Here is a 25,219-nt window from a genome sequence, read left to right as displayed (position 1 = left end):
CTTAAATACATTTAACAGGTTTTGGTAAGCCTGCTAGTTTAGTTGCTTGTTTAGCTGGACCATCAGGAAATAACTTATATAAATACCTACTATTGCCCTTTTCTGGACCAAATTTTTTTTCCATTGCTTTAACTAATGCACGAATTGCCGGTGAAGTTTTATATTCTAAGTAAAAATCACGAACAAATAAAATCACTTCCCAGTGAGCATCAGTTAACTCTATAGATTCTAAAGTAGCTAATTCAGGTACTAAATCAACAGTCCAATCCTGCCAATTTTTTAAATACCCTTTATCATCAGTGTCTATTTGATTTAACATTTTTCAAAACATAACTTAATATTTGCTGCGTATTATACTCGATTAATAAGATTGCAACACTAGTTTTGGCGAGTAAACAATCTAGTTTTGCTGAATTTCATCCGAATTTGGCGAAAATTAAAGCAGTCGATAAAAAATATTAAATTTACTATTTACAAACAAGTCCGTCTCCTTTAATATTCACAGCCATTGCGGAAGTGTGGCTGAGCGGTTGAAAGCACCGGTCTTGAAAACCGGCGAGGGGCGACCCTCCCAGAGTTCGAATCTCTGCGCTTCCGCCATCTTCTTTAAATATTATCTAAAAATCAAAAAGTTGAAATAGAATTTTTTTAGTATTCCATCTAATATACCACTTTAGTTAAATAATCTTACAATCTTAAATAAGTTCTCATCTGCCAATATTTTAAGTCAATACGCACTAACTTATGGCTAAAACGGCTAAATTAGCCGAATTAGCAAAAAAATAATGAAATTTTTTTAAATTTAAAACACTAATTAAAAAAGTAAGTTTAGAGTAAAGCCTAACTCCTTTTTTATTCGGAATTTTATTGGTTTTTATTTAGCAATACATGTAATTTGTTATGTTGAGCGTAAAACTCTAAGTAATCAGCCTCTTCATGCTTATCTGGATACCCTTTTTGATCAACAGCCATAATTAAACTTGGTAGCTGATTCATTGCTCTTGGTGTAAACAACCGCATACTATCTGGTCGTCTACGCCAGACGTCTCCTATACGTTCATCTCTTTCTAATATAAGAACTGTGATATCTTTTTAGTCAGAAACGATGCTAAACACAGTCCAGCTTGTCCAGCACCGATGATTACACAGTCGTAAGTCATGAATTATATCCTTTAATAGATATATGTTGGGTGAGCATATATCAATTCAATGGTTATTTAATTGAATAAACTAGCTATATTAAATCTCTCATTCTTTTTTTTAAATGAAAATAATTGTCAAAGAATAAATAACTATTTGAAATATAGAGAGTTAAATAAATGAATAATTTTTTTTTATAAAATGAAGTCAGCTTATTTGTTCAAGACAATATTACTCACCCATTTATATAATGCCATTAACTTTTCACAATCTAATAACCAAACAAGGGATGGAGTAACATAATGGAAAATAATAAGGAAGTGGCTATGTCTGTGAATTTTTTACTCGGTTGTGGGAGTAATTATATTATGGGTCAAACTCTAGTTATTGATGGTGGAATGTCTGCTTAATGAAACAGCATTTTGTGATGCTGTTCATAGAAGCAATGATTAAAATAAAAGATGTAAATGGAGTGTACGATGGAAAACAACACCGATGGCCGACAATTCAATGGTTTAACACGATATAAAAAATTGATTATTTTATCTGTTATTTTCCTAGTTTCAGGGATAGGATACTTCATTTTTTGGTTCATGTTTTCTCGGTTTACAGAATCTACAGATAATGCGTATGTTATGGGAAATCAAATTCCAATTCATACTCAAATAAGCGGAGGAATCTCCTCCATTTACGTTGATGATAATGACTTTGTGAGAAAAAAAGATGTTATCGCTCAATTAGAATCAATTGATGCTGAAAATAATTTTAGTTATGCAAAAAATGAATTAGCCAAGGTAATAAGAGAAATTCAACAGATCAAACTGACAACTGAAAAATTGTCAGCAAGTATTCAATTAAAGCAAGCGACATTAGATAAATTAGAAAAAGATTTAGCTCGGAGAGAAGGCCTTTGGTCTCGTAATGCTATTTCAAAAGAAGAAATAGAGCATGCTAGGCAAGATGTATTAATTGCGTTAAATGACTTAAAAATTTCCAAGCAAGAGTTAGAAATTAATAATGCCCTATTAATGCAGAATTCATTATTAGAACAACCACGTATTCAGCAAGCTATTTCTAAACTAAAGGAAGCTTGGCTTAACTTAAAACGAGTAACAATTGTTTCCCCTGTCACTGGATATGTTTCGAGGCGCCAAGTCCAAGTTGGAACACAGGTTAATAGAGGAGAACGATTATTAGTTATTGTTCCTTTGGATCAAGTTTGGGTAGAAGCTAACTTTAAAGAAGTTCAATTAAAACACATTCGAATAGGACAAAAAGTTAAGTTAACTAGTGATTTTTATGGAGATGATATTAAATTCGACGGGGTGATTACAGGAATTGCTATGGGAACGGGAAGTGCATTTTCGTTATTACCAGCACAAAATGCAACAGGAAATTGGATTAAAGTAGTTCAGCGTTTACCTGTTCGTATTGAATTGAATAAAGAGCAAATTAAGGAATATCCATTACGGGTAGGGTTATCTATGTATGTAACAGTGGATACCAGTGATGTAAGTGGAAAATTACTTACTGATATTTCACCTCAAGAAATTAAATATCAAACAGATGTACTTGCTTACGACTTAGATGAATTCGAGCAACTAGTACGAGAAATTATGCAAAATAACTTAATTTTAGAGAGTAATATTCAGTGAATCATAAAATGTCACCATTATATCTATCAGGTGCAAAATTAATTGGGCTTATTGTTGCATTGGCAACAGTGGCCTTCTTACAAATTTTAGATTTAACAATTGCCAATGTAGCTCTCTCTACTATTGCTGGAAACCTAGGAACATCAAGTAGCCAAGCAACATGGGTAATTACATCATTTGCCGTATCCAATGCCATTTCAATTCCTTTATCTGGATGGCTAGCTAAGTACTTTGGGGAAGTTAAATTATTTTTGTTTTCAATTTTGTTGTTTGTATTTGCTTCTTGGTTATGTGGTGTCTCCAACAGCCTTGAAATGTTAATTATTTCACGAGTACTACAAGGTGCGGTTTCTGGACCAATTATTCCTCTTTCTCAAAGCTTATTATTAGCTAACTCTCCAGATTCCAAAAAAAATATGTCTTTAGCAATATGGTCGATGACTATTATTATTGCTCCCGTCTGCGGACCTATTTTGGGTGGATGGATAAGTGACAATTTATTTTGGGGCTGGATTTTTTTACTAAATGTGCCAATTGGTCTAATAGCATGGATAAGTATTAGAATATTATTAAAAGGACGAGAAACAGAAATAAGTAAATCTCGAATAGATACTATCGGGCTTGCTTTATTAATATTTGGTGTTGGTAGTTTACAGCTTATTTTAGATAGAGGAAAAGAACTGGATTGGTTTAATTCATCTGAAATTATTATTTTATCTGTGATAGCGTTAGTAACACTTTCTTTTTTTGTTCTTTGGGAAATGACATCGAATCATCCTATTGTTGATCTATCTTTATTTAGATCAAGAAATTTTACAGTAGGGACGATTTGCATAAGTTTGGCATTTTTGCTACATATAGGAACATTAGTTATGCAACCACAGCTATTACAACGAGTTTTTGGTTATACTGCAACGTGGGCAGGATTAGCATTGTCTCCCATCGGTTTAGTTCCTATCGTTCTTGCTCCAATTGTCGGCCGTTTGGTTCCTTATTTAGATATGAGGAAGCTTGTGACTTTTGGTTTCATTGTTTTTGCTTTGTGCTTTTTTTGGAGAGCTTACTCGTTTGAGCCTAATATGGATTTTTCGAGTTCAGCATGGCCCCAATTCTTTCAAGGATTTGCGATAGCTTGCTTTGTTATGCCTTTGAATATAATAATTTTAACTGATATACCTTCGCACAAGTTAGCGGCAGCAGGAAGTTTATTTAATTTTTTTAGAACATTATCTACTTCCATTGGTACTTCTTTAACAAATTCATTATGGGAACATCGTGAAGCAATTCATCACAACCAACTAACTGATCTAATGAATCAAAATATACAAACGCTAGAATACACTTATCAGCAGTTTCAGTTGCAAGGTTTTTCTGAAACTCAAGCTTCGGCAAAACTAGCACAAAATATTACTAATCAGGGGCTGGTAATCGCAACCAACGAAATTTTTTGGCTATATGGAATTATTTTTCTACTATTAATCATAGTTGTTTGGTTTGCAAAATCAACCATTACATCAAAGAATGAAATAGAAAAATAGTTGGTTAGATAAGTACGTAAGTCATAACAAGATTATGATATTTTGAAAAATAAAAATGAACTTCAAAAACTTTATTGATCGGATTACCTACATGTAATGTACATGTTTTTTTTCTTTGTTTATACCTATGCAAAAAATATTTTCATATGAAAGTGTAATACCAGTTGAGCTAAACGCCTTATATAAACTCTCTTGGGCTGAAAATACTAAAGTAATGTAATGTGTTATGTCCATTATCATGTCACTGGGAGTAGGCATTTTAAGATCGTTTGACTTAAATCAATTGTTTTTTGAGTGGACATTATTTTTTCTATATCAACGCCTATGCTTTAAACCTCATTTGAGTGTTTTATTGTAACCGCAGTTACAAAATTATTAGAGTGAGATATTGAACCAGCTATGTTTTTAGGTCATAAAATGGCTCCGTTGGAACTTTTTAGTCTCCAGTAATATTCTCCCTCACGCAATAAGTTTTCTAATGCCATAGCAGAAAACACTCTACCAGCTAAGAACTCTATTTTTCTCCTTACTGGAATGTATTGAATATCTTTTTTTAATTTTAATGGTAAATCATCAAAATTATTAATATTAAAATTATCTACTGAAAATGGCAAAAAGATTGCGAAATATTTTGCGATCCTATAATAAAGTTTTTGGTGATAGGTTTAAAATAGCCAAAAATACGTTTGTATTGTTCTTGATTAACTTTATATATGATGTGTGTTATCCTTTAGTTAGTTAAAGTTAATCGAATTACGTATATATATAGTCTTTAAATATGGTTTATGTTACTGTTTTTAATGACAAGGATGTTTATTTAGCAAGGATAAAATATCATGTTAGACAATGATTTGTTAGTTAAAGTGCACCGACAAAATTTATCTACATTGCTTTTCATAAACAATATCACGACGGATTGGCATCGTCACCCTTCTCTTCAATTGACAATATCATTGCACAATATGTCTTTTGAGCTAGAAACACCAGATGAAAAAAAAGAGGTGTTTGGTTTTATTATTCAATCAAATGTTCCCCATAAACTGCGCGCACCAGATGTCTGTTGTATTAATTTGCTTATTGACCCAGAAGATCCCTATTATCACTTATTATCGCATTTTACTGAAACTAATCCTGTTTATTTTCTTACTAAAGAAGAAGCATTAAAAATTGCCAGTTATTTTATGAAGTCTGTTACTATAAGCCAACCATTTGAGCTTTATCACGTCTATAAGTTATTATGTGAGTCAGATCCTAATTGTTCATGTGATCAAGATAACCGCATTAATAAAGCAATCTCTATTATTTCATCATTACCCATAAAGCAAATTTCATCGAGGGAAATCGCCGAAAAAATACACCTTTCTGAAAGTCGCTTTCTTCATCTTTTTCGTTCTGAGTTGGGTATTAATTTCAGGGGTTACCTATTGTGGAAAAGATTGCAGGATGTAATTGATACACTCGACTCCCATACAACGCTGACAAAATTAGCCAATGATATGGGATTTTCTGATTCGGCTCATTTTAGTAGAACATGTTTATCTAGTTTGGGGCTGAGACCATCACAACTCAAACGAGCTTTAATAATTGATAATAAAGACACTATATGCGGAAAACATTACTGTTTGTACAGCGTATTTCAGGCATTACATACCTAAAATACACTGTATTATCGTTTATATACTACTAACTGAATATAAGATTCTTCGTTTCAGAAATATTGACCAAAGATTGTATTTGATTAATCGCAATACCATTGAGTTGTATCAAGCGTTCGCAAGCACTTATACCTTGATGAATTAAGACTGAGTTAATACTTTGCAGATTAGATAAAATGACTAATTGCTCTTTTGAAGCATTATGTAAACAATTAACAATGCATCCGAATATGGAAAAAATACACTTGATAAATATTGAAGATAGTATGTTACATTTTCATATTGAGTACAAAACTAGAGGAACACCTATTCCTCATACACATCGTTATTATGATAAAAAATTAAATTTAATCAATATACGTTGAACCGAGAATATAACTATATAAAAAATATATATTTGCAAGTATTCTATCTGGAATTTTTTGGTAAAGAAATAACTGATTTCAGGATAAGTCATTTTTATTGTAGTGTTAGTTATCTTTCTTTCCTGTAGTATCACTTCACCATTTATTTGTAAAAATAATTAAGGAGTGTATACCATCAAATTAATATTTGGGGATTAATAAAGCACTCTCGTTTGGATGATTATGGATAAAGGAATTAGCTATGCTTAAGGCTCATTTTAACTAAAACTATTACCTAAATAGGCATACTACTACAAAAGTATAACATCCTACTTAGGCATTAAAATTGATAATGCACTATAAATAAGTATATAAATATAGATTTAATAGTGCTGTAACAATCTTTGATTAAAGGTTAATATTCAAAGCCTCTTGCAACTGTTTTGCTTTCGCCACCGCTGTTGACTTTAATTTTGATGAAGCTATTTCGTGCAGACCTTCCCATTTAGCATCTTTGATGTAACCACGCAATGCAGCTTCTTTCAAATAAGCGGCATACTGTAACGATATATCTAAAATACGATTTGTCCAGACTGGTATTTTTTCTCCTCGGCTAACGAGATTACCAACAAAACGAACACATTCAATTAAGATAGGCCAAAGTAACGGTAAAAATTTAATTTCTTTTTCTAGTGACCTAATAAGTTTTGCAGGACTTACAATGGGATTTTTTAAAAATAGTAAAATTGCTCTACGAACAGTTTCTTCATCAATGCGACTCGTTAAAACATAATTTTCAGCAAAATAGGCACCCTCGCCATCTTGAGCGAGAAGTCCAATAACAATTATTAATAAAGTATTCGATAATGCTGGTATTTCTGTACTAGACAATGGGCCATCTTCATTTTTTAACCAATTTCGATATTTGCTCACCAGTAAGGCTTTTTTATCATTATCCCAATGCAAATAAACACTTTTCTGGCTATCTGTTGTAAATTTAGGATGTTCCATGGGAGCCGGATATGCTTGACATTGCCCTTCTATTTCTAAATCAAAAAACCAATTTGTTTTTACTATATGAAAAACACGGTCATTAATATCTGGTAGTTTCAATGTAAAAATGAAAGCGGAATTAGATTTGCTTTGCTCAAATAAATCAATTGAGATAATAGCGCCATCATCAAGTACCGGAATGTTTCTTTCTTTTTTAGGCCAAATTTTATCAAAATCAGTTATATTAACTTCATCAGAATTTTTTGATTTAACAGACTTAATGTCTGGTAATTGGGTAATAATATATTTTGCTACACTGATTGCTCGTGAACTACCTGTTTTTTCAGCTAAAGCTCTCAAACCTAAAAGGTCCAGTTGGTTTGGCGACGCGAGTCCATTGGTAACTGCAAACTGAACTTCGGGTAAAAATTCTGCCATAGCATTTACAATTTCATCAGTTCCCACTAGTAATCTCGGTGCATGTACAGATGCTAAAATTAATTCATCTAAAATTGGCCATACAACGGATAAAAGCCCTTGCTGAGCAATATTTGACAGCGTTGCAACTAAGCTCACTAATTTAGAAGGGGTTCTATTTGCCCAATCTAGCAAGAAAACATCAGCAATTCCTGGGATAAGTAAGCCTCTTTCCCATGCCTCATTCACGGCTAAGGCTATATCAGCTATAGCACGAGATGATGCTGAACGCTGTGCTGCAAGAAAATTCATTGCCGCGCCAGCAGTTAACGGTATTTGCCTCCTAGCAATTTGTCTAAAAATGAGACCCTTGACATGTTCCGTTTCATTGAAACAAGAAACACTCAGTCGTATAGCAGCATCACCCCAGAGCGGAAACACTGAAAACGCATTAGTCAAATCACCTAAAGAATCAAATCGTTTAGGGAAATATTGTAATGATGGAGTGGTTGGAATTTTTATATCCCAAAAATATTCCTCATTATAATCTAATAAAACTTCTTTTACAGGGCAATCAAGATAAGCTAAAACTATGTTACCAGCGTTAACAGGCATTTTTTTACCTGATTGTAAAATGACATCAACATTTAACGTTTTTAATAAGTTTAAATTTTTACTACTTTGTGTTTTGGTATCCAAACGAGTTAAAGCTAAAAATATATCCGCTTCAAGTGCATCAATATTATTTTTCTGGTATTTTTCTAGTCGTTTACAAAGATCATCTACTGTAATTGAAAGGTCATTCTTACTGGGAGTTGATAAAATACAAGGCAATTGATCTAAATTTTTGCACACTACATAATTACGAGCATGCAGTACTTCATGTACCATATCTTTCTGATCTGCTCCCCAATAGCCTTCAGGTTCAATTCCTTTCACCCAACAAGCAATCAAATTAAGTAGTACATCAACAGATGTTGGTTTCACCCCCGTCAAACTTGTTCTAGCCGATTGAGGATCGTTATAAGCGATCTTATTTGCAACAGCTAAAAATCTTTCAGCAACAGTATCACAAACAAACTCTCTTCGACTAACCAGTTCACTGGCAAGCTCTGTTAGTGCTTGAGGTGTAACTTCTCCCCAATCAAATTGAGGACATGTCCACAAAGATGGTGTTTTTTGCCAAAGATATTTAATGTCCTGTGTATGACTTTCTTCAATTTGTGCATAATTGAGTTGCCAATGGTAAGCCAATTGACGAGCTAGCTTTGCAATAGATTTATCTTTATCGTCACACCATATCGCCAGCCATGGTGTGAGTTGCGCTACATCACTAGCGGCTTTTCTTGTCATTGCTGTTTTTAAAACTAACTGTTTTGTTGATTTAACCTTTGCTGAGAATGAAGCTATCATTACCTCATTTAAAAGTTCATCATCAACATTCTTTATCAATATAGGCGCAATTTTTGCAATTACATCTGATTCACCTTTGGCAAGTAAAGGAATCAAAACAGCTGTTCTTTCACATAACGTTGTAGTACTTATCCCCAACCCCTCTATTGCACTAATCCAAACCTTTCTATCCCCAGGTCGACTGGCAATATCTAACGCAAAAAAGATAAACTCTATTGCATCGTGTTTTGAGAGCCAACCTTGTTTAACACCTTCGATAAATACAGAAAAGAATGGTCCAGTTGCAGGTACATTGACGGCAATCCCTATTTTAATATGCTCAGAAAATCTGCGTTTTATTTGTTCTTGTGTTGGTAACTCTTGAGTCGATACTGCTCTAGAATAGTCTTCAGCAGGTAATCCCATAGACAAAGCAGCATAAACAGCCCAATCTTTCATATATTCGTAGCTTTCAGGAATAGCTAAATTTAACTGATCAACAAGTTGAACGGCAATATCACCAAATACACTTGAAGAGTGTTCAAATACTCTTCTTCTGGATACGCAAGCTTTGCTGATAAAGTTAGTCGCATATTTTTCACCTTTATCCTTAATAATAGGCAGTAATAAGGGCCTATCAGCAAAATAAGCAAACTCTAGAGCACGGGTGATAGAAACGCCAATCCTAATGGCATACAATGTGATATGTTTGAGATTGCATTCAATATATCCTTCATTGCTGTAATCGCTGTTTGCCTCTCTTTTAATAAGACGCTCCCAGTCTCCATTTTTTAGACCATTCAGCGCTATTTTTTGTTGTTCTTTTGTTCCTAGTGGTTGCTGTAATATGGTATCTATAGTTACTTTTTCCCATCCCAAAGAGTTAAAAATAGCGACGGCTTCTTCAAGCTTAGAGTTCATAAATACCTTCCTTGATTTGTACAGCTAAAACGTGCTTACAAGGGCCTTTTTTCTGTTGATTTTTAAGATACCAAGTACATGTACATTGTGGATTGCAATTCAGTTGATTTATAGGAATAGACACACGATAACTATCATCTGTAGAATTGACTATCCATGTCATCTCATCAATTTTTTCGATCCGATCAACTAATTTATGCGCACCAATAAGCCGTGGGTTATCTTTTAAAACTCGGTTCGGATCTTCTGGTAACTCGCGATGAAAATAAGAACCTTCATATGCATCAAACCCAAGTTTTCCAGAAACGGCAAGATAAGCAAGTGCGCGCTCAATACGATAAGCCTCTAATGCTGAAGCATTTGACAATTGTTCTTTATTAATAAGCGCATCAAACTGTAAAAGATCATTCACTATTTTTGAATCTTTTTGTTCTGCTGATGAAACTAAAGAGGTTAACAATGCTCCTTCACCAGAATATCCTTGCCATGCTTCAGCTGTTAAGCTAAGTGTTAAACGAGCACCCAAAAGGCTTACTTCAATCATGCATGGCCCCTGCTCGTTATTTTGCAAACAGTAAAAGGTTAAACTTTTAATATTAGTTATTAGGCGCTTAAGTGCATTGAGACGATGCAAGCCAGATATATAAACACTATGCGTATCGCTTCTAGACATTAATTTAATACCTGAACGCGATAATACAAGCCAACCAGATCGATTTTTACTCGTTACATTAGGTAGAGTACTCACAAACATTTGTGCTTGAGTTCCTTTTATTGTAAAAACTGGCTTCATGTTTTTATGAATTTCAGCGATATTGCCTAAAGCTCTTATCCATCGATTAGGCATTTGAACTGGCCGTTGTAATATGATTTTTGCTAACCCATTGAGATGATTTACTTTATCCTCTATATGCCGTGTTGCTAACCCTCGATCACCTATATTTAAATGAAGTCTGTCTTTACTATTAACCTTAGCAAGCGCTTGTCTTAAACCAATACCAATATCAACATTAGTAGTACCTCGATGAATCTCTCCATCAAGGCCGTCTCTTAATAAATCTAAACGTGCATATACCCCATTACAGGCAGAAAAACACTCTGCTCTTACACGATCACCTTGCGCTGAAAGTACCGGATCTTTTTGAAACTCAGGCTTATACTGGAAATAGTTCGTAGAGGTAATGTCTGCTAATACAAGCAATCCTCTTGCAATAATTTGCGGGTAAAGCGAAAAACCAGAAAAAAATACCGGGTGATGAACAATACCGGTTGGCGTCAAAGCAGGCGAAAGCGCTAAAGCTAGTGCTCCATCAGTAAAATTTGATTGCTGAAAAAAAGCTCGCACGGTTTTTCCTAAATAAAAAATTTAAACAAATACTAAAATAGAACCAATGCTACATATGATATCTGTTACGATTATATAGTTTATTGATAATTAGTTTATCAAAAACCAACAAAAAAGTGAGTTTTTTTAAAGGGAAACATTGCTTTTAGCATCTATTTATTAGAAGATTATTTATATTAGAATTTTTATGAAAAATATCTATTTTTAACTCTTATTTACCAATTTTATTGGCAATATTGAACGCCAAATATTTGTACAATAACCAAATTAAAATGCAATAAACAACGATCTTTACTGAAATGCATACTTAGATTATTTGTTGCATATAAAAATATAGGAATAGAACACATGAAAGAACTATTAAAAAAAATCACTATATTATCTTTGTTGTTTGCCACCCCATTATTTGCCAACCCAACTACTGAAAACATATCCATATTTAAAAAACAGAAGGAAGTTTTAAATGATGGAATAGAATATTTAACTTACTCAGCAGATATTGATGATGGTCGCTTTGTATTTATTGTTAATAATTATTCTGATAAAAACGATTATTCCAGAGAAGCGGTTGCGAGATATATCGTCGGTAACAATATTTATCGTGTAGTTTTAGTTGAGTTTTGTGTCGACGAAACTGATCTATGTGGTGAATTACCTACATTATTAACCCCGGTAGAAAAATTTGCTGATACTTTCTATCATGGTGAAGATCCTACAAATTACATTTGGAAGATCACTTACGTCAAAAATGATAAATTAGTCACTATTGAAGAATTTTCTACAATACCTAAAGTAGGTGATTTGAATGATTTTGTTGGTAAAATTCCGTCAGAGGAAGATGAAGAGGAAGGTATGGACTCTTCTATAAAGTATAATGAACAAGATATTAATTATAAACCATACATTCTAGATTGGGGCTATGGACCAAAAGTCAAACCATAATATAGAAAGATAATTTCATTTTAAACTGTTCAAATGTATCAACAAGGAGATAATCTTTAATAAGACAATTAATTCCCTCAAAAGAAAAGTTAAAATAGTTAGTAAACAGATAATTTATTATGCTTAATGTTTGACTTTTATTAAGTACTATATTACTTTAGCTAGTAATAAGTTTGTATACAAACATATAATGATATTTTATTGGGATTTTTTAAAATAAAAAAACAAAAAATTAATGTGTTATATAAAAAATCACTCAGCCTTCATTTTTTCTTCGTTTCTACATTGTCTTTATAAACAATTCAAAAACAAATGAATATAAAAAGTAGTTTTGTCAATCTATCTTCATTATACCATTTTGAATTAACTAATCTGTCAATATAATTTTTAATATTCAATATTATCAATATTAATTCTGTCAGAGCATTGCTTTGCACTTTTTTGCCAGCCAGAGTTTCACTAGCTAATTCAACATATATAATATTTTGTAAGCTTAATTACAAATACTTAAATGGTCATGATTTTATTTTCTGTAAATTCATGGTTTGACGGTTTTTCAAATAATATAGAAACATCTTCATAAATTTTGAAATTTTCTAAGCCAGCTATTTATATGCAAAATTGTTGAAAATTTAGTTAAAACTAACGAAATATTTTCACATATAAATGAAACCATGTAAAATACCACATATAGTAATAAAAAATAAAAAATATCCCATATATTGGGTTAAATAAAGGAAATATATAAATGAAAGAAGAACGGTTTCAAATTTTATCTTTGTCTGGCGGTGGTATCAGAGGACTATATACGATTTCTGTTTTAGCAACTATTGAACACATCTTATCGAAGAAAAATAATGATGATAACTATAATATAGCTCGACATTTTGATCTTATTAGTGGTACTTCTATAGGTGGTATTCTTGCACTTGGCCTTGCTTCTGGAATTAATGCAAGAGAATTACAAAAAATCATAGATAAACACCGCCTTGAAATATTTCCTCAAAATAATATTAAAAATATTCCTTTTTTGGGAAGTTTTCTAAATTATCTTAAGCTAGCCTTTTGTTCTTTGTATCAATCAGAACCATTAAAAAAAGTTTTAATGGATACTTTTGGAGATAAAATAATTAAAGATTTAAATGTGAAAGTTGTAATTCCGTCTGTAAATGCAACAACAGGTTTACCTAAAGTATACAAAACACCACATTGTACCCAGTTTGTTACTGATCAACAACTATCACTAGTAGATGTTGGAATGGCAACAAGTGCTGCTCCAACTTATTTTAATCCGCATTTACTTAATAATTGTGTAATGGTTGATGGTGGATTAATTGCGAATAGCCCTTCTTTTATCGCTTATCATGAAGCCACTAATTTTTTAGATGTTCAAAAAGAAAATATTTATTTATTATCAATTGGAACAATGGGAGTTCAAGAGACTTTAAATTCAGATCGTTTTTTGTCATCTAAATGGGGATATCTAACTGGATGGGGAATGGGTAGTAAACTCGTAAATTTAACTTTGAGTACAAATGAAAGTTTGCATAACTTTGTAACTAAACATTTATTAAAGGAAAGATTTGTGGAGTTAGATGATCATAACACACCTAATCAAAGTAATAGTATTACTTTAGATAATGCAAATGATAAAGCGGCACAAATGCTTAAAGGACGTGGTTACGATAAAGGTCAATCAGCATTAGGAGATCAAAATGTTATGGCTTTTTTTTATAATTATCCAAAAACAGAAACTAATTTTTATAAAGGTACAATGTAATGAAATTTAATGCAACAGAGCTGTTAAAATCTTCGGAAGGATTTATCCCAAAGATAACCCCAAATTCAAATGACACTAAATATCTCAAGCAAGCCAGAAAACTAATTAGGGATTCGATAAAACAAACATTTGATTTAATATCTAACGCATTAAATCAAGATCATTTAGGAAAGTGGCTTATAAATGAGGAAAGTATTCCATATTGTTATATAGAAGCAATTCGTAAATTACAAACAGATCAAAAAGAAGCTCTTAAAAAAGTTCAACCCAAATTTTTGAGTCAAGGATCCTTTGTATATAAAACAATGAATACTCCTTGTCATCAACCACCACAACAAATAGATCTTGATGATGGAGTTTATTTACCAATAGATATGATGAGAGATGGACCTATCATTGGTAAAAATCTATTTTTTATTATCATTGATAATACATTAAATCAGTTAGCTAAAAAAAATGATTGGAGATTTATTGGTGACAAACCAACTTGTTCAAGATTAGTAATAAGAAAAGATATGCATATTGATGTCCCTCTGTATGCTATCCCCAGAGAAAAGTATCAAGCTATCTTAAATGAAATTAACGAGTCTGGAATCGTATTAGAATCAATTGATTATTATAAAGAAATATCTAAAAAATATCTTGACAAAGATGAGGTTTACTTAGCTATGAGAAACGAAGAACATTGGGTTAAATCAGACCCTTCACAAATTAGTATTTGGTTTCAAAAAGCTGTCTATGAACATGGAGAGATTTTACGTCGTACATGTAGATATTTAAAAGCATGGAGAGATCATGTATTTAAAAATGGTGGGCCATCGTCAATTACTTTAATGGCTTGTGCTGTTAATACATTTGATAACACAGCTCATGAATTTAAAAATGATAGTGAAGCATTTTTTTTCTGCGCACAAAATTTACATGACCAATTAAGAAGCCGCGTTGATAGCCCTGTTGACAAAGAAGAAGCGCCTTTATTCCCTAGAAAACAAATGAGTGAAGAGGAAATCAAGAAAATAATTGATAAGTCTGAAGAGTTTGCTAGACTAGTTAAACTAAGTTTACTAACTGCGGATAGAAAAGAAACCGTTATAAAATATTTAAGAGATATTTTTGGTGATAGGCTTCCTAATAGGATAGATTTAATATCAGAGGAACCCGTTCATTCTGTACTATTAAAACCTGCAATTCCTCAAGCACAAGAAATCGTGCCTAACATAAAGGCTGGATAATGAGTTTTACAAGTGAAATTCGCCAGACATTTTTAGCATATAATTTTAAAGCTGAGCGAAAACCACCTAAATATGAAGTTAGTTATTGGCGTGAATTTGACACTAAACTCGGTATTTTTAGAATTGGTTTCAGTAATATTCATACAGATATGTCGCAATTACCCGAGGCATATCTTTTGGCTTTACCTGAACATTTAAAAAAAATTAGGCTCCCCCATCTTAATGCCAATAAATCTATTTGCTATTTAGATCCTGAAACAACCAATTTAAATCCTATAGATGCAAAAAGAGCAATAGCTACTTGTATTCAATTAATAGAACGTATTATTGGACTTTGGGTTTCCGGAGATTATAAAGAAGAAATTGAAGCAGAGTTTTCATCATACTGGGAACATGAAAATTTTTCTTTTATTATGACTGATGACCCTATTGGAATAGCCGCTAACTATAAAAGAACAAATTTAGATGGTAACGAAATTTTAGAAACAGTGATAGCTAAAGATATTACAGAAGCTCAACAATGGGCAAAGTTTCGAGGAGCCAAATCAATATTAAAAGATTATCTAGCCATAATAGTTTATATACGAAAGAGTTTATATGTTCCTTATGAGACAATATGGCCACCTCAATCTTTTAAAGATTTTTTGCATTGGTTGGATACAATAGATCGCAATGCTTTACAAAATTTGATTCATAAAATAGCTAATAATATAAAAAAACAACATGATATTTTTATTGTCTTACGTAAAGACAATGAGAGTATCGGCATAAAAATCTTATTATCCAATGCCGCAAAAAAAATGTTTGAAAGGATAAAAAGGAAAAGGAAACAAAAAGGGCAACCTCTTTTTAAATTACAGAATGTTATTAATGTATTATCTGGAATGTATTTTATTGAGAAATTCACTAGAGTAGAAGTAGCTGATGTTTCCCCTGACTTTCTATTTCAACGAAATTCACTAGATGATATTTCTTTAAAAAATAAAAAAATAGCTCTCATTGGATGTGGTACTATTGGCGGCTACTCTGCTCATTCATTAATACAATGTGGTGCCGGTAGTGGTAATGGAAGTTTACACTTATTTGATGATGATATTCTTACATCAGGAAATTTAGGTCGTCATATTCTTGGAGTTAAATATCTAAAAGAAATAAAATCAAAAGCATTAAAACATTATTTAGAAGAACAAGGTTTCTCTATTGAAATATATCATCATCCAGCTAAATTTACTAAAAATGATATGACTAAAAAATGGGATATAATTATTGATGTAACAGGCGATGAAACATTTTCTTTGTTATTGGCGTACTGGTTTAGAACAGATCGAATAAACTATCCTTGCAGTATTATTCATGGATGGATAGATGCTTATGGTAAAGCTGTCAGAATATTAAAAGATAATAAAGAAGGTGGCTGTTATGGATGTCTATTTACTTACCAAAATCAAGAAAGAAAAGAACGGTTTCCTCTATTTGGAAAAAATAATATACCTGAACATAATCTAAAATTTAAAAGGAAATGTGGCAAAACATATATGCCTTTCAATAGCCAACCTAGTTTAACTCTAGCAGGAATGATACAAACAATGACTCTTTCTGTAATAAACAAGGATAGTTCAAATTTTTGCCAACAAAGTTTGACTACTGATGTAAGACAATATAAAGCTAAAAAATTGACATTCTCAAAAAACTGCCCTATATGTCAAAAATAGCTTATAAATTAGATAAGAATAAAATTGTTTTGATTGAGCAATCAGTACTCGATATCATTGCTACAAAAAAACAAAATAAGATAAATATTCCCGAGTCCGGAGGAGTTCTTATTGGTCAATATAGAGAAAAACATATGTATATTTTTGATTTAACTACGCCTAGAAAGCCAGATGTACAAAAAAGAACTTTCTTCAATAGATGTAGTCCTCACCATAATAATTATGTACAAAAATGTTGGGCTAATTCAGGCAAAACACAAGTATGGATAGGTGAATGGCATACACATCCGGAAAATATTCCCTCTCCATCAACTCTAGATATTTCCTTATGGAAAAATTGTTTACCAAATAGAAATATGATTTTAATCATACAAGGAATTACTGATATTTGGTTAGGTTATTGGAATGGTCATACAATTAACAAATTGAATAATTATTTGATATACTAACTAAAATTTATTTTTCCTCATTAAACTTGAATGTTTTTTTATTTCCTTTATCCTTAACTTCGTTCTTATAAATACTAAAAAGTTTATTATTTAGAGATACAATACCTTTTTAGTAATAAATAACGTTCCTGACTTTCAGTTATCTGTATCAAAATTTAATCTCATAGATAAAAATATTTAATGGATATTACATTTTCCTACAGTTTACTCACTGTTACCTTGTTTATACTCATTTGCAATAGTCAATTTTATTCTCCTTTCAAATTCGGGAAAAGAACCTTTGATAAAAAAAATAATTTTTCCATAATATTTTTTATTTACTACAAATGAATAAAACAATTAGAAAAGACTACTTTATTGCTGATAAAAATATAATTTCAATAAATTAAATATCATTATGACTTTCATTTCAGTAAATAACTTAGTATTCTCGCAAGCTGTTTATGTGAATAGTGAGTGAGTTCTTTTTCATCTAATGTGATAACACCAGATGTTGCGGCAATTTGCTTGGCTAATAATTTAATAAATGTCGATTTGCCAGAGCCGTTATGACCAACAATACCATAGACAAGCCCAGGTTGAAATTGAGTCGTTACATGATTAACAACAAGGGTATCTTGAATTTGGTATTCAATATCTTGAGCAATAAGCATACTAATTTAATTATCCATCCAATTACACTATAAAGTTATCCTATCTACCTATTCTGATCCTATTTTCCCATTGTTCGGCTTGCATAGAATGCATTTAAAAATGCCAATACTATTGAGCCGATTACAACTGGAAAATAACCAAATTTTTGTGCAAGATAATAACTCAGTGATATCACGATAAATCCACATATAAAACTTGGTGCCGATTGAGCATTACAGGCAGTAGAACGTGCCTGTGAACTATCTGAGTTGTCCATTATGATGGCAGTAATCGCAATAGACATTAAAGGTAAACTAAAGAAGTAAAGAAAACAGGCTAAATAGACATTAAAAATATTAACATAACCTAACGAGATCGGGATGAATGCAAGTAAAGCAAACGCCTGAAAAAGTAATGAATAGGTTAAACTTTGTTTCCTAGATAATCGCTTGAGGATTTTTGCAACTAATATAACCGCCACTAAGCTAACAATAGATCCAAATACTTTTAATAAAATAGCAATATCTGATAATGCCCAACCATCATCGACAAGTATTGGTGATAATAGATTATAAGCCGGTAGGAAACTAAACGGCATAAGTATCAAAATAATTAACCAATTAATTCTACCTTTCCAGATGATAATCAGATCTTTCCAATATTTAGGATCCATATTTTCATATGTTGGCTTATTTTGACAGTAACGGTACTCTTCAAAAAAGAAAAGTTGAATTAATGTAAATCCAATTAAAATAGCAATTAATAATAAACAACCCATCCAACCAATATAGGCATAAAGTAGTAAAATTACTCCGCCGCCTAAAATATTCCCTATCATAGAACCACTGGTTTTGATACTTGAAATTAGATAACGTTGCTGAGCTAAAAAAATATTACAGGCTAATCCTGATATGGCTAATTCTTGAGTTGCAGTCATGGTCGAAAAAATAAAAATGATGGGTAAAATGATATAAAACTGTTGTATAGGATCTAAAAAAGCTATAAATATTAAGCATACTAACATTAGCGTTAAAGAGATAAATAACCAATTGCGATAATGAGATATCCGTCTTTTTAAATATTTATCAATAACAGGTGCCCATAAAATTTTTAAACCAATTGGTAACATCATTAAAGGAATAAGACTTAACTGGTCTAACTCCATGCCATCTTTTCTTAGGATTAAAGCTAAGGCGATAGTCAAAAAGCCAATACCAACATATTCTGTAATATAAAGACTTACAAATAATAACCATACATTGTTAGGTAATTTAATTGTTGCTTTGTCATTCATTTACTAATTTTCCTTTTGCAGTACCTATTTTGTGGTCATAATATTTTCATTAATATCATTCTTTAATAGTACAAATATATTTTAATAACCCTTTACCACTCATAATTCGGTAAATTTAAAACAATCAGTTTTGTAAAACAAAAACAAATTTATATCCTTTATGCATCTAATATTTAACTGATTTATCAATAGTTTATTTGTGCAGAAATACCTACTTGTCGTGGTTGTTGATAAGTACTATATCGAGAAGATGAAGACATCAGGCTTATTTTGTCATGAGAATTGAAAACATTATCAGCATAAAGCATGATTCGACCTTGTTTGAAGTTATAAGCTAAGTAAGCATTTGCTTGGTAATAACTATCAATTTTAGATGTCCTATTATTTGATGCATCAGTATAGTAACTATCCACAAACGATGCATTTAATCCGGTTTCCAATCCATATGGTAGGTTATAGTAACCGCCTAGATTAAATGTATAGCCAGGAGCACGCGTTAGCTTATTGCCGTTATAACTTTTACTGTCGCTGTATTTTTCTATTTTGGTTTTAAGTAAGCCCAAACCGGAGGTTAAATTTAAATTTTGTGTTGTTTGCCACTCAACATTAAATTCAGCACCATAAGTTATCGCTTTATCGGCATTAGCAATAGTTATTCCTAGTGGATGAGTATACTCAATTTGCATATCTTTATAGTCGTTATAAAAAATATTGGTATTGATTTTTAGGCGCTTATCGTCTGAAAGCCAGCGGTGATAAAGTTCATAGTTCCAAAGATATTCAGTACCATAATTGTATGTTAAAAAAGGATAGGTAAATGTAATTCCAGCCCCTCCTGGATTATAACCACGAGCAATTTTAGCACCAATACGCTGATCATCACTGATTAGATAAGCGATATCAAATTTCGGTAAGAAAACATTTGTTTTATTATCATAATCTAAAGTAAATAAGCTACCACCTTTACGGGTATGTTTTTCTTGCTCATAACGAGCTGATAGATTAACTTCGATAACATCAATTGGTTTAAAGGTAAATTCCCCTAAAACCGCTTTAGTCTTAGTAACATCATGATAACGGTTGCGAACCCCTAATAAAATACTGTCATCTTGTGGTGACTGAAAATAAAATAGACCCAATAAACCTTTGTATGTACCATTGTTGTATCTTAAAATTGGCTGAACTTGCCATTTGTGCCCCTCAACTCTTGATGGTGCTCCAGAAGGCAGAGAAAAACGGTCATGAATATAATTTGAATAAACAACTTTATTTTCAAATTCCCATGTATCATTAAATTGATAACCTGAATCCCAAATTGTGCTTGAAGTCCGAATTTTGAATACAGAGCGATAGGTATCATAATTTGTTGTTGGTTTAAACTCACCCTGAGGATTTCGTGAATCTACATGTTTAAAGGTTAAACGGCTATAAAAATCTGGCACAGCTGAAGGTAACCAAAGCAATTTAGCCTTAGTTGTGGTGGCTTTAAATTTCCTTGAATCACCTGCTGGATGATAATTTGCTAAATGTTCATAAGATTTACGACTTTGATCATCTACCGTAAAACGAAAGAGTAATTGCTCATCAACTAATGGACCAGACAGCATGGCAGCAAATTGGCGTTTATTTTGATTACCATAATCCGTTTTTGCTGCTGCTTCAAATTTATTGATGGGATCATTACTTTGCATAACAATAGCGCCAGCTATAGAATTACGTCCTTGAGCATAACTTTGTGGCCCGCGAAAAACTTCAATTTGCTTGATATCCCATAGCGATTTAGTTGCGAATGCTAATTCATTATAATTAGAATTATCACCATCAACTTGTACATTAACTCTAGGGCGAGCACCTGCTAAAAAAGATATTGCACCATGAGCTGATGAGCCCTCAACACCCCGAATTGTGGGTAATTCATTGCCTAATCCGGTTTCTAATATATTGGAAGTTTGTTTAAGTACAGTTGTTAAAGAGTAAAGATCGGGACGTCTTTCGATATCCTTAATTGTTATGACATTTAAACTTGAACTGGTTTGTAATTCACTACGTTGTACTCCTTCACCTGTGACAGTGATTGTTTCTAATTTATCTTTTTCATTATCTTCCTTAATATCTTTAATATTACTTTCAGCTAGCACAATAGAACTGTAACAGCTCATAAGGCACAAACTAAATAGATTAAATTTTACAGCTAATTTTTTCATCCGAACACACCTCAATTGATAATGATTTTCATTTGCGATCATATAGATTAGAAAATAAGCTGTCAAATAGCTGTTTTAAAAAAATCAATATTATTAAATTAACTTGATTTTATTCAGAAGGAATAACTAAAATTTATAATCAAGTTAAATGATATATAAAATAAAAAACCCTAGTTAAACTAGGGTTTGATATGTAGATAGATGAATAAATCTAAGTGATTAACTATTTTTTCTTCGCTTTTCCTTGATACTCAGCATAATACTCTTGAGCAAGTTTTCGCATTGATAAGCCAATCGCTGCATATTGATATTCATTTAAGTTGGCTAATGAAGCTCGAGCCGAAGGATGCTGTACAGCAAATCCTTTACCAGGTAATAAAACAACCCCTGCTTCATCGGCAATTCTAAATAACATCTCAGATGGATTCTTATTTTTTAAGATCCATTTAGCAAATTTGTCATCATAAAGCTCACGACAAATATGTTCTAGATCAATTAAGGTATAGTAATCAACACTGTTTTCATCAGTATGATGCGCAAGCCCTAAATGTTGATATAACGAAGCCGCTCGACGACGGATCAATGATTTTAATGCAGCTTTATAACTTTGATCGGTATCCATCATCTCACACAAGGCAAATAACACCATTTGTACTTGTTGTGGAGTTGAAAGCCCAGCAGTATGATTTAACGCCACTGCACGGCTGTCGGCCACTAAACGATCAATAAATTTTAGATTTTCAGGATCAGTTACAATAGAACTATAGCGTTTATTTAAAATCTGTCTCGTTTTGGTTGGTAATGCCTTAATTTTTTTATCGAATATATTATCACGTGCTGTTGCAATAACACCTAAACGCCAACCAGTTGCACCAAAGTATTTAGAAAATGAATAAACTAAAATGGTATTTTTTGGACAAATAGCAAACAAGGATTGGAAGTTATCAGCAAATGTGCCATAAACATCATCAGTTAAAATAATTAAATCCGGACGTTTTTTCACAATATCAGCAATGATCTGCAAGCTTTTATCATCAATTTTTACTGATGGTGGGTTTGATGGGTTAACTAAATAGAAAGCTTTAATAGTAGGATCTTCTAATTTACGTAATTCAGCTTCTGGATATTGCCAATTCGTATCCGGATCAGAATTAACTAATACTTCTACTAATTGATAATCATTAAGCTCTGGAATTTCTAAATATGGTGTAAAAATCGGTGCGCCAATGGCAATTTTGTCACCTTTTTGGATTAAGTTATTTTCTTTCATAGAATTGAAAATATAGGCCATTGCCGCTGTACCACCTTCAACGGCAAACAGATCCAAATCATCACGTCTTAGATATTGTGCCCCCATTTGAGTAAGCACATATGCTTTAACTACCTCTTCACTATAACGCAGCATTCTGTCTGGAACAGGGTAATTACAGCCTAAAATACCTTCCACCATCTCTTGTAAGAATGCATTTTCATCTAAGCCTAGCTGATCGCGAATATAAGAAAATGCTTTACCTAAAAATGACACCCCAGGTGTTTGATAATTTTGACGAACAAAATGTTCAAAACGACCAGTTAAACCAGCCTTAATTGGCATGCCACCAACACCTTCATTCATATATGAAAAAGACATTTCAGATTCTTGTAGCGCAAACACACCTAGTTGAAAAAATGCTTGTCGTGGCCATGTTGCCAAAAAATTAGGATTACCACGCCCCGCATTTAACATCACACGGTCAGTATGGCTTTGTGCTAGTTTAATTAAATTATCTTTCAATTCAAAAGGACTTAAATTCGCATATTTTGCATATTCATTATTACTTTTCATAACCATGTATCCTTAATTTGAGATGTCAATTAAACAAAAGCAACAACTAATGGTCCTAATAACGTTAGGAAAACATTAGCTAAAGCATAGGTAATAGCAAAAGAATTGGTAGGAGTTGAGTTACCCGCTTTATTAAGTACTTCACCAAAAGCAGGATTCGCACTGCGAGAGCCAGCTAAAGCCCCGGCAAATACAGCCGAATTTTTATAACCTAGCACATACTTACCAAAATAAATACCAAGTAACATCGGCAATAAAGTCACCACAACACCGATTAAGAATAATGAAAGACCTTGATCTTTAATCGTATTAATGGCTTGTAAACCTGAGCTTAGCCCAACCACGGCTACGAAGCCAGCTAGACCAAAGTCTTTAAGTAATTGCACTGCTCCAGTTGGAATATTTCCAACTGTTTGATGTAAGGAGCGATACCAACCAAACAATAATCCTGATAATAATGCACCACCACCTGCACCTAAAGTAATTGGAATATCACTGACTCTGATCACAATAAGACCAATTATAAGTCCAACAACAAGACCTAACCCATGGAATATCCAGTCAGTTTTTTCACTTTTGGTAATCGGCGCACCAATTCTGTCAACCACACGCCTTAAATCACCATCGGTACCATAAATGGTAATAACATCACCTAACTTAAATACCATATCATTATTTAATGGCAATGGTTGTCCATCACGATGAACAGCAATTAAATAAATACCATGCTTTAACTTCATCACTTCATCAGAGGAAAGCACTTGCGTTAAATTTTGACCGACATATCGAGTATTACGCATTTCAACATCTTGGGTATTCATCACCACATCCATACCCTGTGCTGAATTCACTTCTTCACCCAATAAATCAGTTGCAGCAATCATGGCATCACGATGACCAACAACTAAAATAATATCTTTGGCTTTTAATAAAGTTTCTGGTGCAGCTTCAATAATACGATTGCCACGTTTGATTCGCTCAATACTAATACCATTAATCACCTTTTCTAAACTTTCAACGGTTTGATTAACCTTATTAGTAATACGATATAAACGACCAGTTACATCAGATAAAGCAAAGTTTTGACCACTACCTAATAAAAGTGAGCCATGTAATTGTTCTGCTTCGGCCTTAATTGCATCGTCGTTAATTTCTCGCCCCATAATTTTCGGCAAAATGTTAACACAGACAATAATCGCGCCCAGTGAACCAAATATATAAGTCACTGCATAACCAATGGTTACATTACTTTGTAATCGGCTTAACTCTTCTGGGCTTAAGCCTAGCTGAGTTAGCGCATCAGATGCCGTACCCATAATGGCAGATTGTGTTAATCCTCCTGCAGCTAAACCAGCAGCAAGACCTTTATCTAAATGGAATAATTTGGCTAACACAACTACCGTTACAAAACCAGCAACAGCAATAAATAGCGCTAAAAAGATTTCACGTAGAGTTTTAACTCCTAATGAACGGAAGAATTGTGGTCCACTTTCGAACCCGACTGCATAAATAAATAGAGCGAAAAGCACAGCTTTAACGCCAGCATCGACAGTAACACCAAATACACTTAATGCCACTGCTACCAATAATGAACCAGCAACACCACCTAATTGAAATTTACCAATTCGAATTCCACCAATCAAATACCCTAAGCTTAAAGAGAGAAATAAAAGTATTTCGGGTGAATGCTTAAGTCCATCTAAAATCCAATTTGAAAGCCATTGAAACATAATAATTGTCCTCAAGTG

18 protein-coding genes and 1 tRNA gene are annotated in these 25,219 nt (G+C 32.6%); 9 read left to right on the top strand and 10 right to left on the bottom strand.

What is annotated here, in order from left to right; genetic code table 11:
* Position 1: 1 nt before the first annotated feature.
* Entirely contained in the window at positions 2–319 is a 318-nt protein-coding gene (locus H3T83_RS01885; protein ID WP_034902173.1) for a TusE/DsrC/DsvC family sulfur relay protein, read from the bottom strand.
* Positions 320–512: 193 nt separating this feature from the next.
* Here H3T83_RS01885 and H3T83_RS01880 point away from each other — a divergent pair.
* Positions 513–600: transfer RNA gene (locus H3T83_RS01880), tRNA-Ser, on the top strand.
* Positions 601–864: 264 nt separating this feature from the next.
* Here H3T83_RS01880 and H3T83_RS01875 read toward each other — a convergent pair.
* Entirely contained in the window at positions 865–1,020 is a 156-nt protein-coding gene (locus tag H3T83_RS01875) for a hypothetical protein (protein WP_165755233.1), read from the bottom strand.
* Positions 1,021–1,619: 599 nt separating this feature from the next.
* On the opposite strand from H3T83_RS01875, the gene H3T83_RS01870 reads away from it, so the two are divergent.
* Both H3T83_RS01870 and H3T83_RS01865 read left to right on the top strand, forming a co-directional pair.
* A complete protein-coding gene (locus H3T83_RS01870) occupies positions 1,620–2,795 on the top strand; it encodes an efflux RND transporter periplasmic adaptor subunit (RefSeq protein WP_110453164.1) in 1,176 nt (391 codons plus the stop codon).
* An 8-nt stretch (positions 2,796–2,803) separates the two neighbouring features.
* Positions 2,804–4,333 (top strand): DHA2 family efflux MFS transporter permease subunit, encoded by a 1,530-nt coding sequence (locus H3T83_RS01865; protein ID WP_198214993.1) that lies wholly within the window; start codon positions 2,804–2,806, stop codon positions 4,331–4,333.
* A 410-nt stretch (positions 4,334–4,743) separates the two neighbouring features.
* On the opposite strand, the gene H3T83_RS01860 is transcribed toward H3T83_RS01865, so the two are convergent.
* Positions 4,744–4,947: a hypothetical protein gene (locus H3T83_RS01860; protein ID WP_198214917.1), complete on the bottom strand. Its 204-nt coding sequence runs from the start codon at positions 4,945–4,947 to the stop codon at positions 4,744–4,746.
* A 222-nt stretch (positions 4,948–5,169) separates the two neighbouring features.
* Here H3T83_RS01860 and H3T83_RS01855 point away from each other — a divergent pair, with 222 nt between their 5' ends.
* The gene (locus H3T83_RS01855) at positions 5,170–5,988 is read left to right on the top strand and encodes a helix-turn-helix domain-containing protein (protein WP_034902177.1); all 819 of its coding nucleotides are present in this window, start codon (positions 5,170–5,172) and stop codon (positions 5,986–5,988) included.
* 752 nt (positions 5,989–6,740) lie between these two features.
* Here H3T83_RS01855 and H3T83_RS01850 read toward each other — a convergent pair.
* On the bottom strand, positions 6,741–10,055 hold the full coding sequence (locus H3T83_RS01850) for a hypothetical protein (RefSeq protein ID WP_198214916.1): 3,315 nt from the start codon (positions 10,053–10,055) through the stop codon (positions 6,741–6,743).
* On the bottom strand, positions 10,045–11,400 hold the full coding sequence (locus tag H3T83_RS11485; protein ID WP_198214915.1) for an SWIM zinc finger family protein: 1,356 nt from the start codon (positions 11,398–11,400) through the stop codon (positions 10,045–10,047). Before H3T83_RS11485 ends, H3T83_RS01850 begins: the two co-directional genes overlap by 11 nt.
* Positions 11,401–11,748: 348 nt before the next feature.
* On the opposite strand from H3T83_RS11485, the gene H3T83_RS01840 reads away from it, so the two are divergent.
* From H3T83_RS01840 to H3T83_RS01820, 5 genes are all read left to right on the top strand, one after another.
* Positions 11,749–12,342, top strand: coding sequence for a hypothetical protein (locus H3T83_RS01840; protein ID WP_198214914.1), 594 nt, complete (start codon positions 11,749–11,751; stop codon positions 12,340–12,342).
* 748 nt (positions 12,343–13,090) lie between these two features.
* The gene (locus H3T83_RS01835; RefSeq protein WP_110453159.1) at positions 13,091–14,122 is read left to right on the top strand and encodes a CBASS cGAMP-activated phospholipase; all 1,032 of its coding nucleotides are present in this window, start codon (positions 13,091–13,093) and stop codon (positions 14,120–14,122) included.
* The gene (locus H3T83_RS01830; protein WP_110453158.1) at positions 14,122–15,354 is read left to right on the top strand and encodes a cyclic GMP-AMP synthase DncV-like nucleotidyltransferase; all 1,233 of its coding nucleotides are present in this window, start codon (positions 14,122–14,124) and stop codon (positions 15,352–15,354) included. Before H3T83_RS01835 ends, H3T83_RS01830 begins: the two co-directional genes overlap by 1 nt.
* A complete protein-coding gene (locus H3T83_RS01825; protein WP_110453157.1) occupies positions 15,354–17,066 on the top strand; it encodes a ThiF family adenylyltransferase in 1,713 nt (570 codons plus the stop codon). Before H3T83_RS01830 ends, H3T83_RS01825 begins: the two co-directional genes overlap by 1 nt.
* Positions 17,054–17,515: a Mov34/MPN/PAD-1 family protein gene (locus tag H3T83_RS01820; protein WP_110453156.1), complete on the top strand. Its 462-nt coding sequence runs from the start codon at positions 17,054–17,056 to the stop codon at positions 17,513–17,515. The genes H3T83_RS01825 and H3T83_RS01820 overlap by 13 nt, the downstream gene beginning before the upstream one ends.
* A 404-nt stretch (positions 17,516–17,919) precedes the next feature.
* Here H3T83_RS01820 and H3T83_RS01815 read toward each other — a convergent pair whose 3' ends face one another.
* The 5 genes from H3T83_RS01815 to aspT all read right to left on the bottom strand — a co-directional run bounded on the left by H3T83_RS01815 (position 17,920) and on the right by aspT (position 25,201).
* Complete coding sequence (locus H3T83_RS01815; RefSeq protein ID WP_198214913.1) at positions 17,920–18,168, bottom strand: ATP-binding cassette domain-containing protein; 249 nt, start codon at positions 18,166–18,168, stop codon at positions 17,920–17,922.
* Between the two features lie 59 nt (positions 18,169–18,227).
* On the bottom strand, positions 18,228–19,442 hold the full coding sequence (locus H3T83_RS01810) for an MFS transporter (protein WP_198214912.1): 1,215 nt from the start codon (positions 19,440–19,442) through the stop codon (positions 18,228–18,230).
* 185 nt (positions 19,443–19,627) lie between these two features.
* Positions 19,628–21,646: a TonB-dependent receptor gene (locus tag H3T83_RS01805; protein WP_198214911.1), complete on the bottom strand. Its 2,019-nt coding sequence runs from the start codon at positions 21,644–21,646 to the stop codon at positions 19,628–19,630.
* Positions 21,647–21,869: 223 nt separating this feature from the next.
* On the bottom strand, positions 21,870–23,471 hold the full coding sequence (locus H3T83_RS01800) for a bifunctional aspartate transaminase/aspartate 4-decarboxylase (protein WP_198214910.1): 1,602 nt from the start codon (positions 23,469–23,471) through the stop codon (positions 21,870–21,872).
* 29 nt (positions 23,472–23,500) lie between these two features.
* Entirely contained in the window at positions 23,501–25,201 is a 1,701-nt protein-coding gene (gene aspT, locus H3T83_RS01795; RefSeq protein WP_198214909.1) for an aspartate-alanine antiporter, read from the bottom strand.
* Positions 25,202–25,219 lie beyond the last annotated feature (18 nt).

The organism is Gilliamella sp. M0320 (assembly GCF_016101635.1).
In the GTDB taxonomy this organism is placed as follows: Bacteria; Pseudomonadota; Gammaproteobacteria; order Enterobacterales; family Orbaceae; genus Gilliamella; species Gilliamella apis.
The sequence above is the reverse complement of the archived record's forward strand: the minus strand, read 5'-3'. Positions and strand labels throughout refer to the sequence as shown.

Excerpts from the sequence above, each read along its gene's own strand:
- H3T83_RS01850 (WP_198214916.1), bottom strand. The coding sequence starts at position 10,055 with ATGAACTCTAAGCTTGAAGAAGCCGTCGCTATTTTTAACTCTTTGGGA.
- aspT (WP_198214909.1), bottom strand. The coding sequence starts at position 25,201 with ATGTTTCAATGGCTTTCAAATTGGATTTTAGATGGACTTAAGCATTCA.
- H3T83_RS01885 (WP_034902173.1), bottom strand. The coding sequence starts at position 319 with ATGTTAAATCAAATAGACACTGATGATAAAGGGTATTTAAAAAATTGG.
- H3T83_RS01800 (WP_198214910.1), bottom strand. The coding sequence starts at position 23,471 with ATGAAAAGTAATAATGAATATGCAAAATATGCGAATTTAAGTCCTTTT.
- H3T83_RS01855 (WP_034902177.1), top strand. The coding sequence starts at position 5,170 with ATGTTAGACAATGATTTGTTAGTTAAAGTGCACCGACAAAATTTATCT.
- H3T83_RS01840 (WP_198214914.1), top strand. The coding sequence starts at position 11,749 with ATGAAAGAACTATTAAAAAAAATCACTATATTATCTTTGTTGTTTGCC.
- H3T83_RS01870 (WP_110453164.1), top strand. The coding sequence starts at position 1,620 with ATGGAAAACAACACCGATGGCCGACAATTCAATGGTTTAACACGATAT.
- H3T83_RS01805 (WP_198214911.1), bottom strand. The coding sequence starts at position 21,646 with ATGAAAAAATTAGCTGTAAAATTTAATCTATTTAGTTTGTGCCTTATG.
- H3T83_RS01825 (WP_110453157.1), top strand. The coding sequence starts at position 15,354 with ATGAGTTTTACAAGTGAAATTCGCCAGACATTTTTAGCATATAATTTT.
- H3T83_RS01820 (WP_110453156.1), top strand. The coding sequence starts at position 17,054 with ATGTCAAAAATAGCTTATAAATTAGATAAGAATAAAATTGTTTTGATT.
- H3T83_RS01835 (WP_110453159.1), top strand. The coding sequence starts at position 13,091 with ATGAAAGAAGAACGGTTTCAAATTTTATCTTTGTCTGGCGGTGGTATC.
- H3T83_RS01815 (WP_198214913.1), bottom strand. The coding sequence starts at position 18,168 with ATGCTTATTGCTCAAGATATTGAATACCAAATTCAAGATACCCTTGTT.
- H3T83_RS01875 (WP_165755233.1), bottom strand. The coding sequence starts at position 1,020 with ATGCGGTTGTTTACACCAAGAGCAATGAATCAGCTACCAAGTTTAATT.
- H3T83_RS01830 (WP_110453158.1), top strand. The coding sequence starts at position 14,122 with ATGAAATTTAATGCAACAGAGCTGTTAAAATCTTCGGAAGGATTTATC.
- H3T83_RS01810 (WP_198214912.1), bottom strand. The coding sequence starts at position 19,442 with ATGAATGACAAAGCAACAATTAAATTACCTAACAATGTATGGTTATTA.
- H3T83_RS01865 (WP_198214993.1), top strand. The coding sequence starts at position 2,804 with ATGTCACCATTATATCTATCAGGTGCAAAATTAATTGGGCTTATTGTT.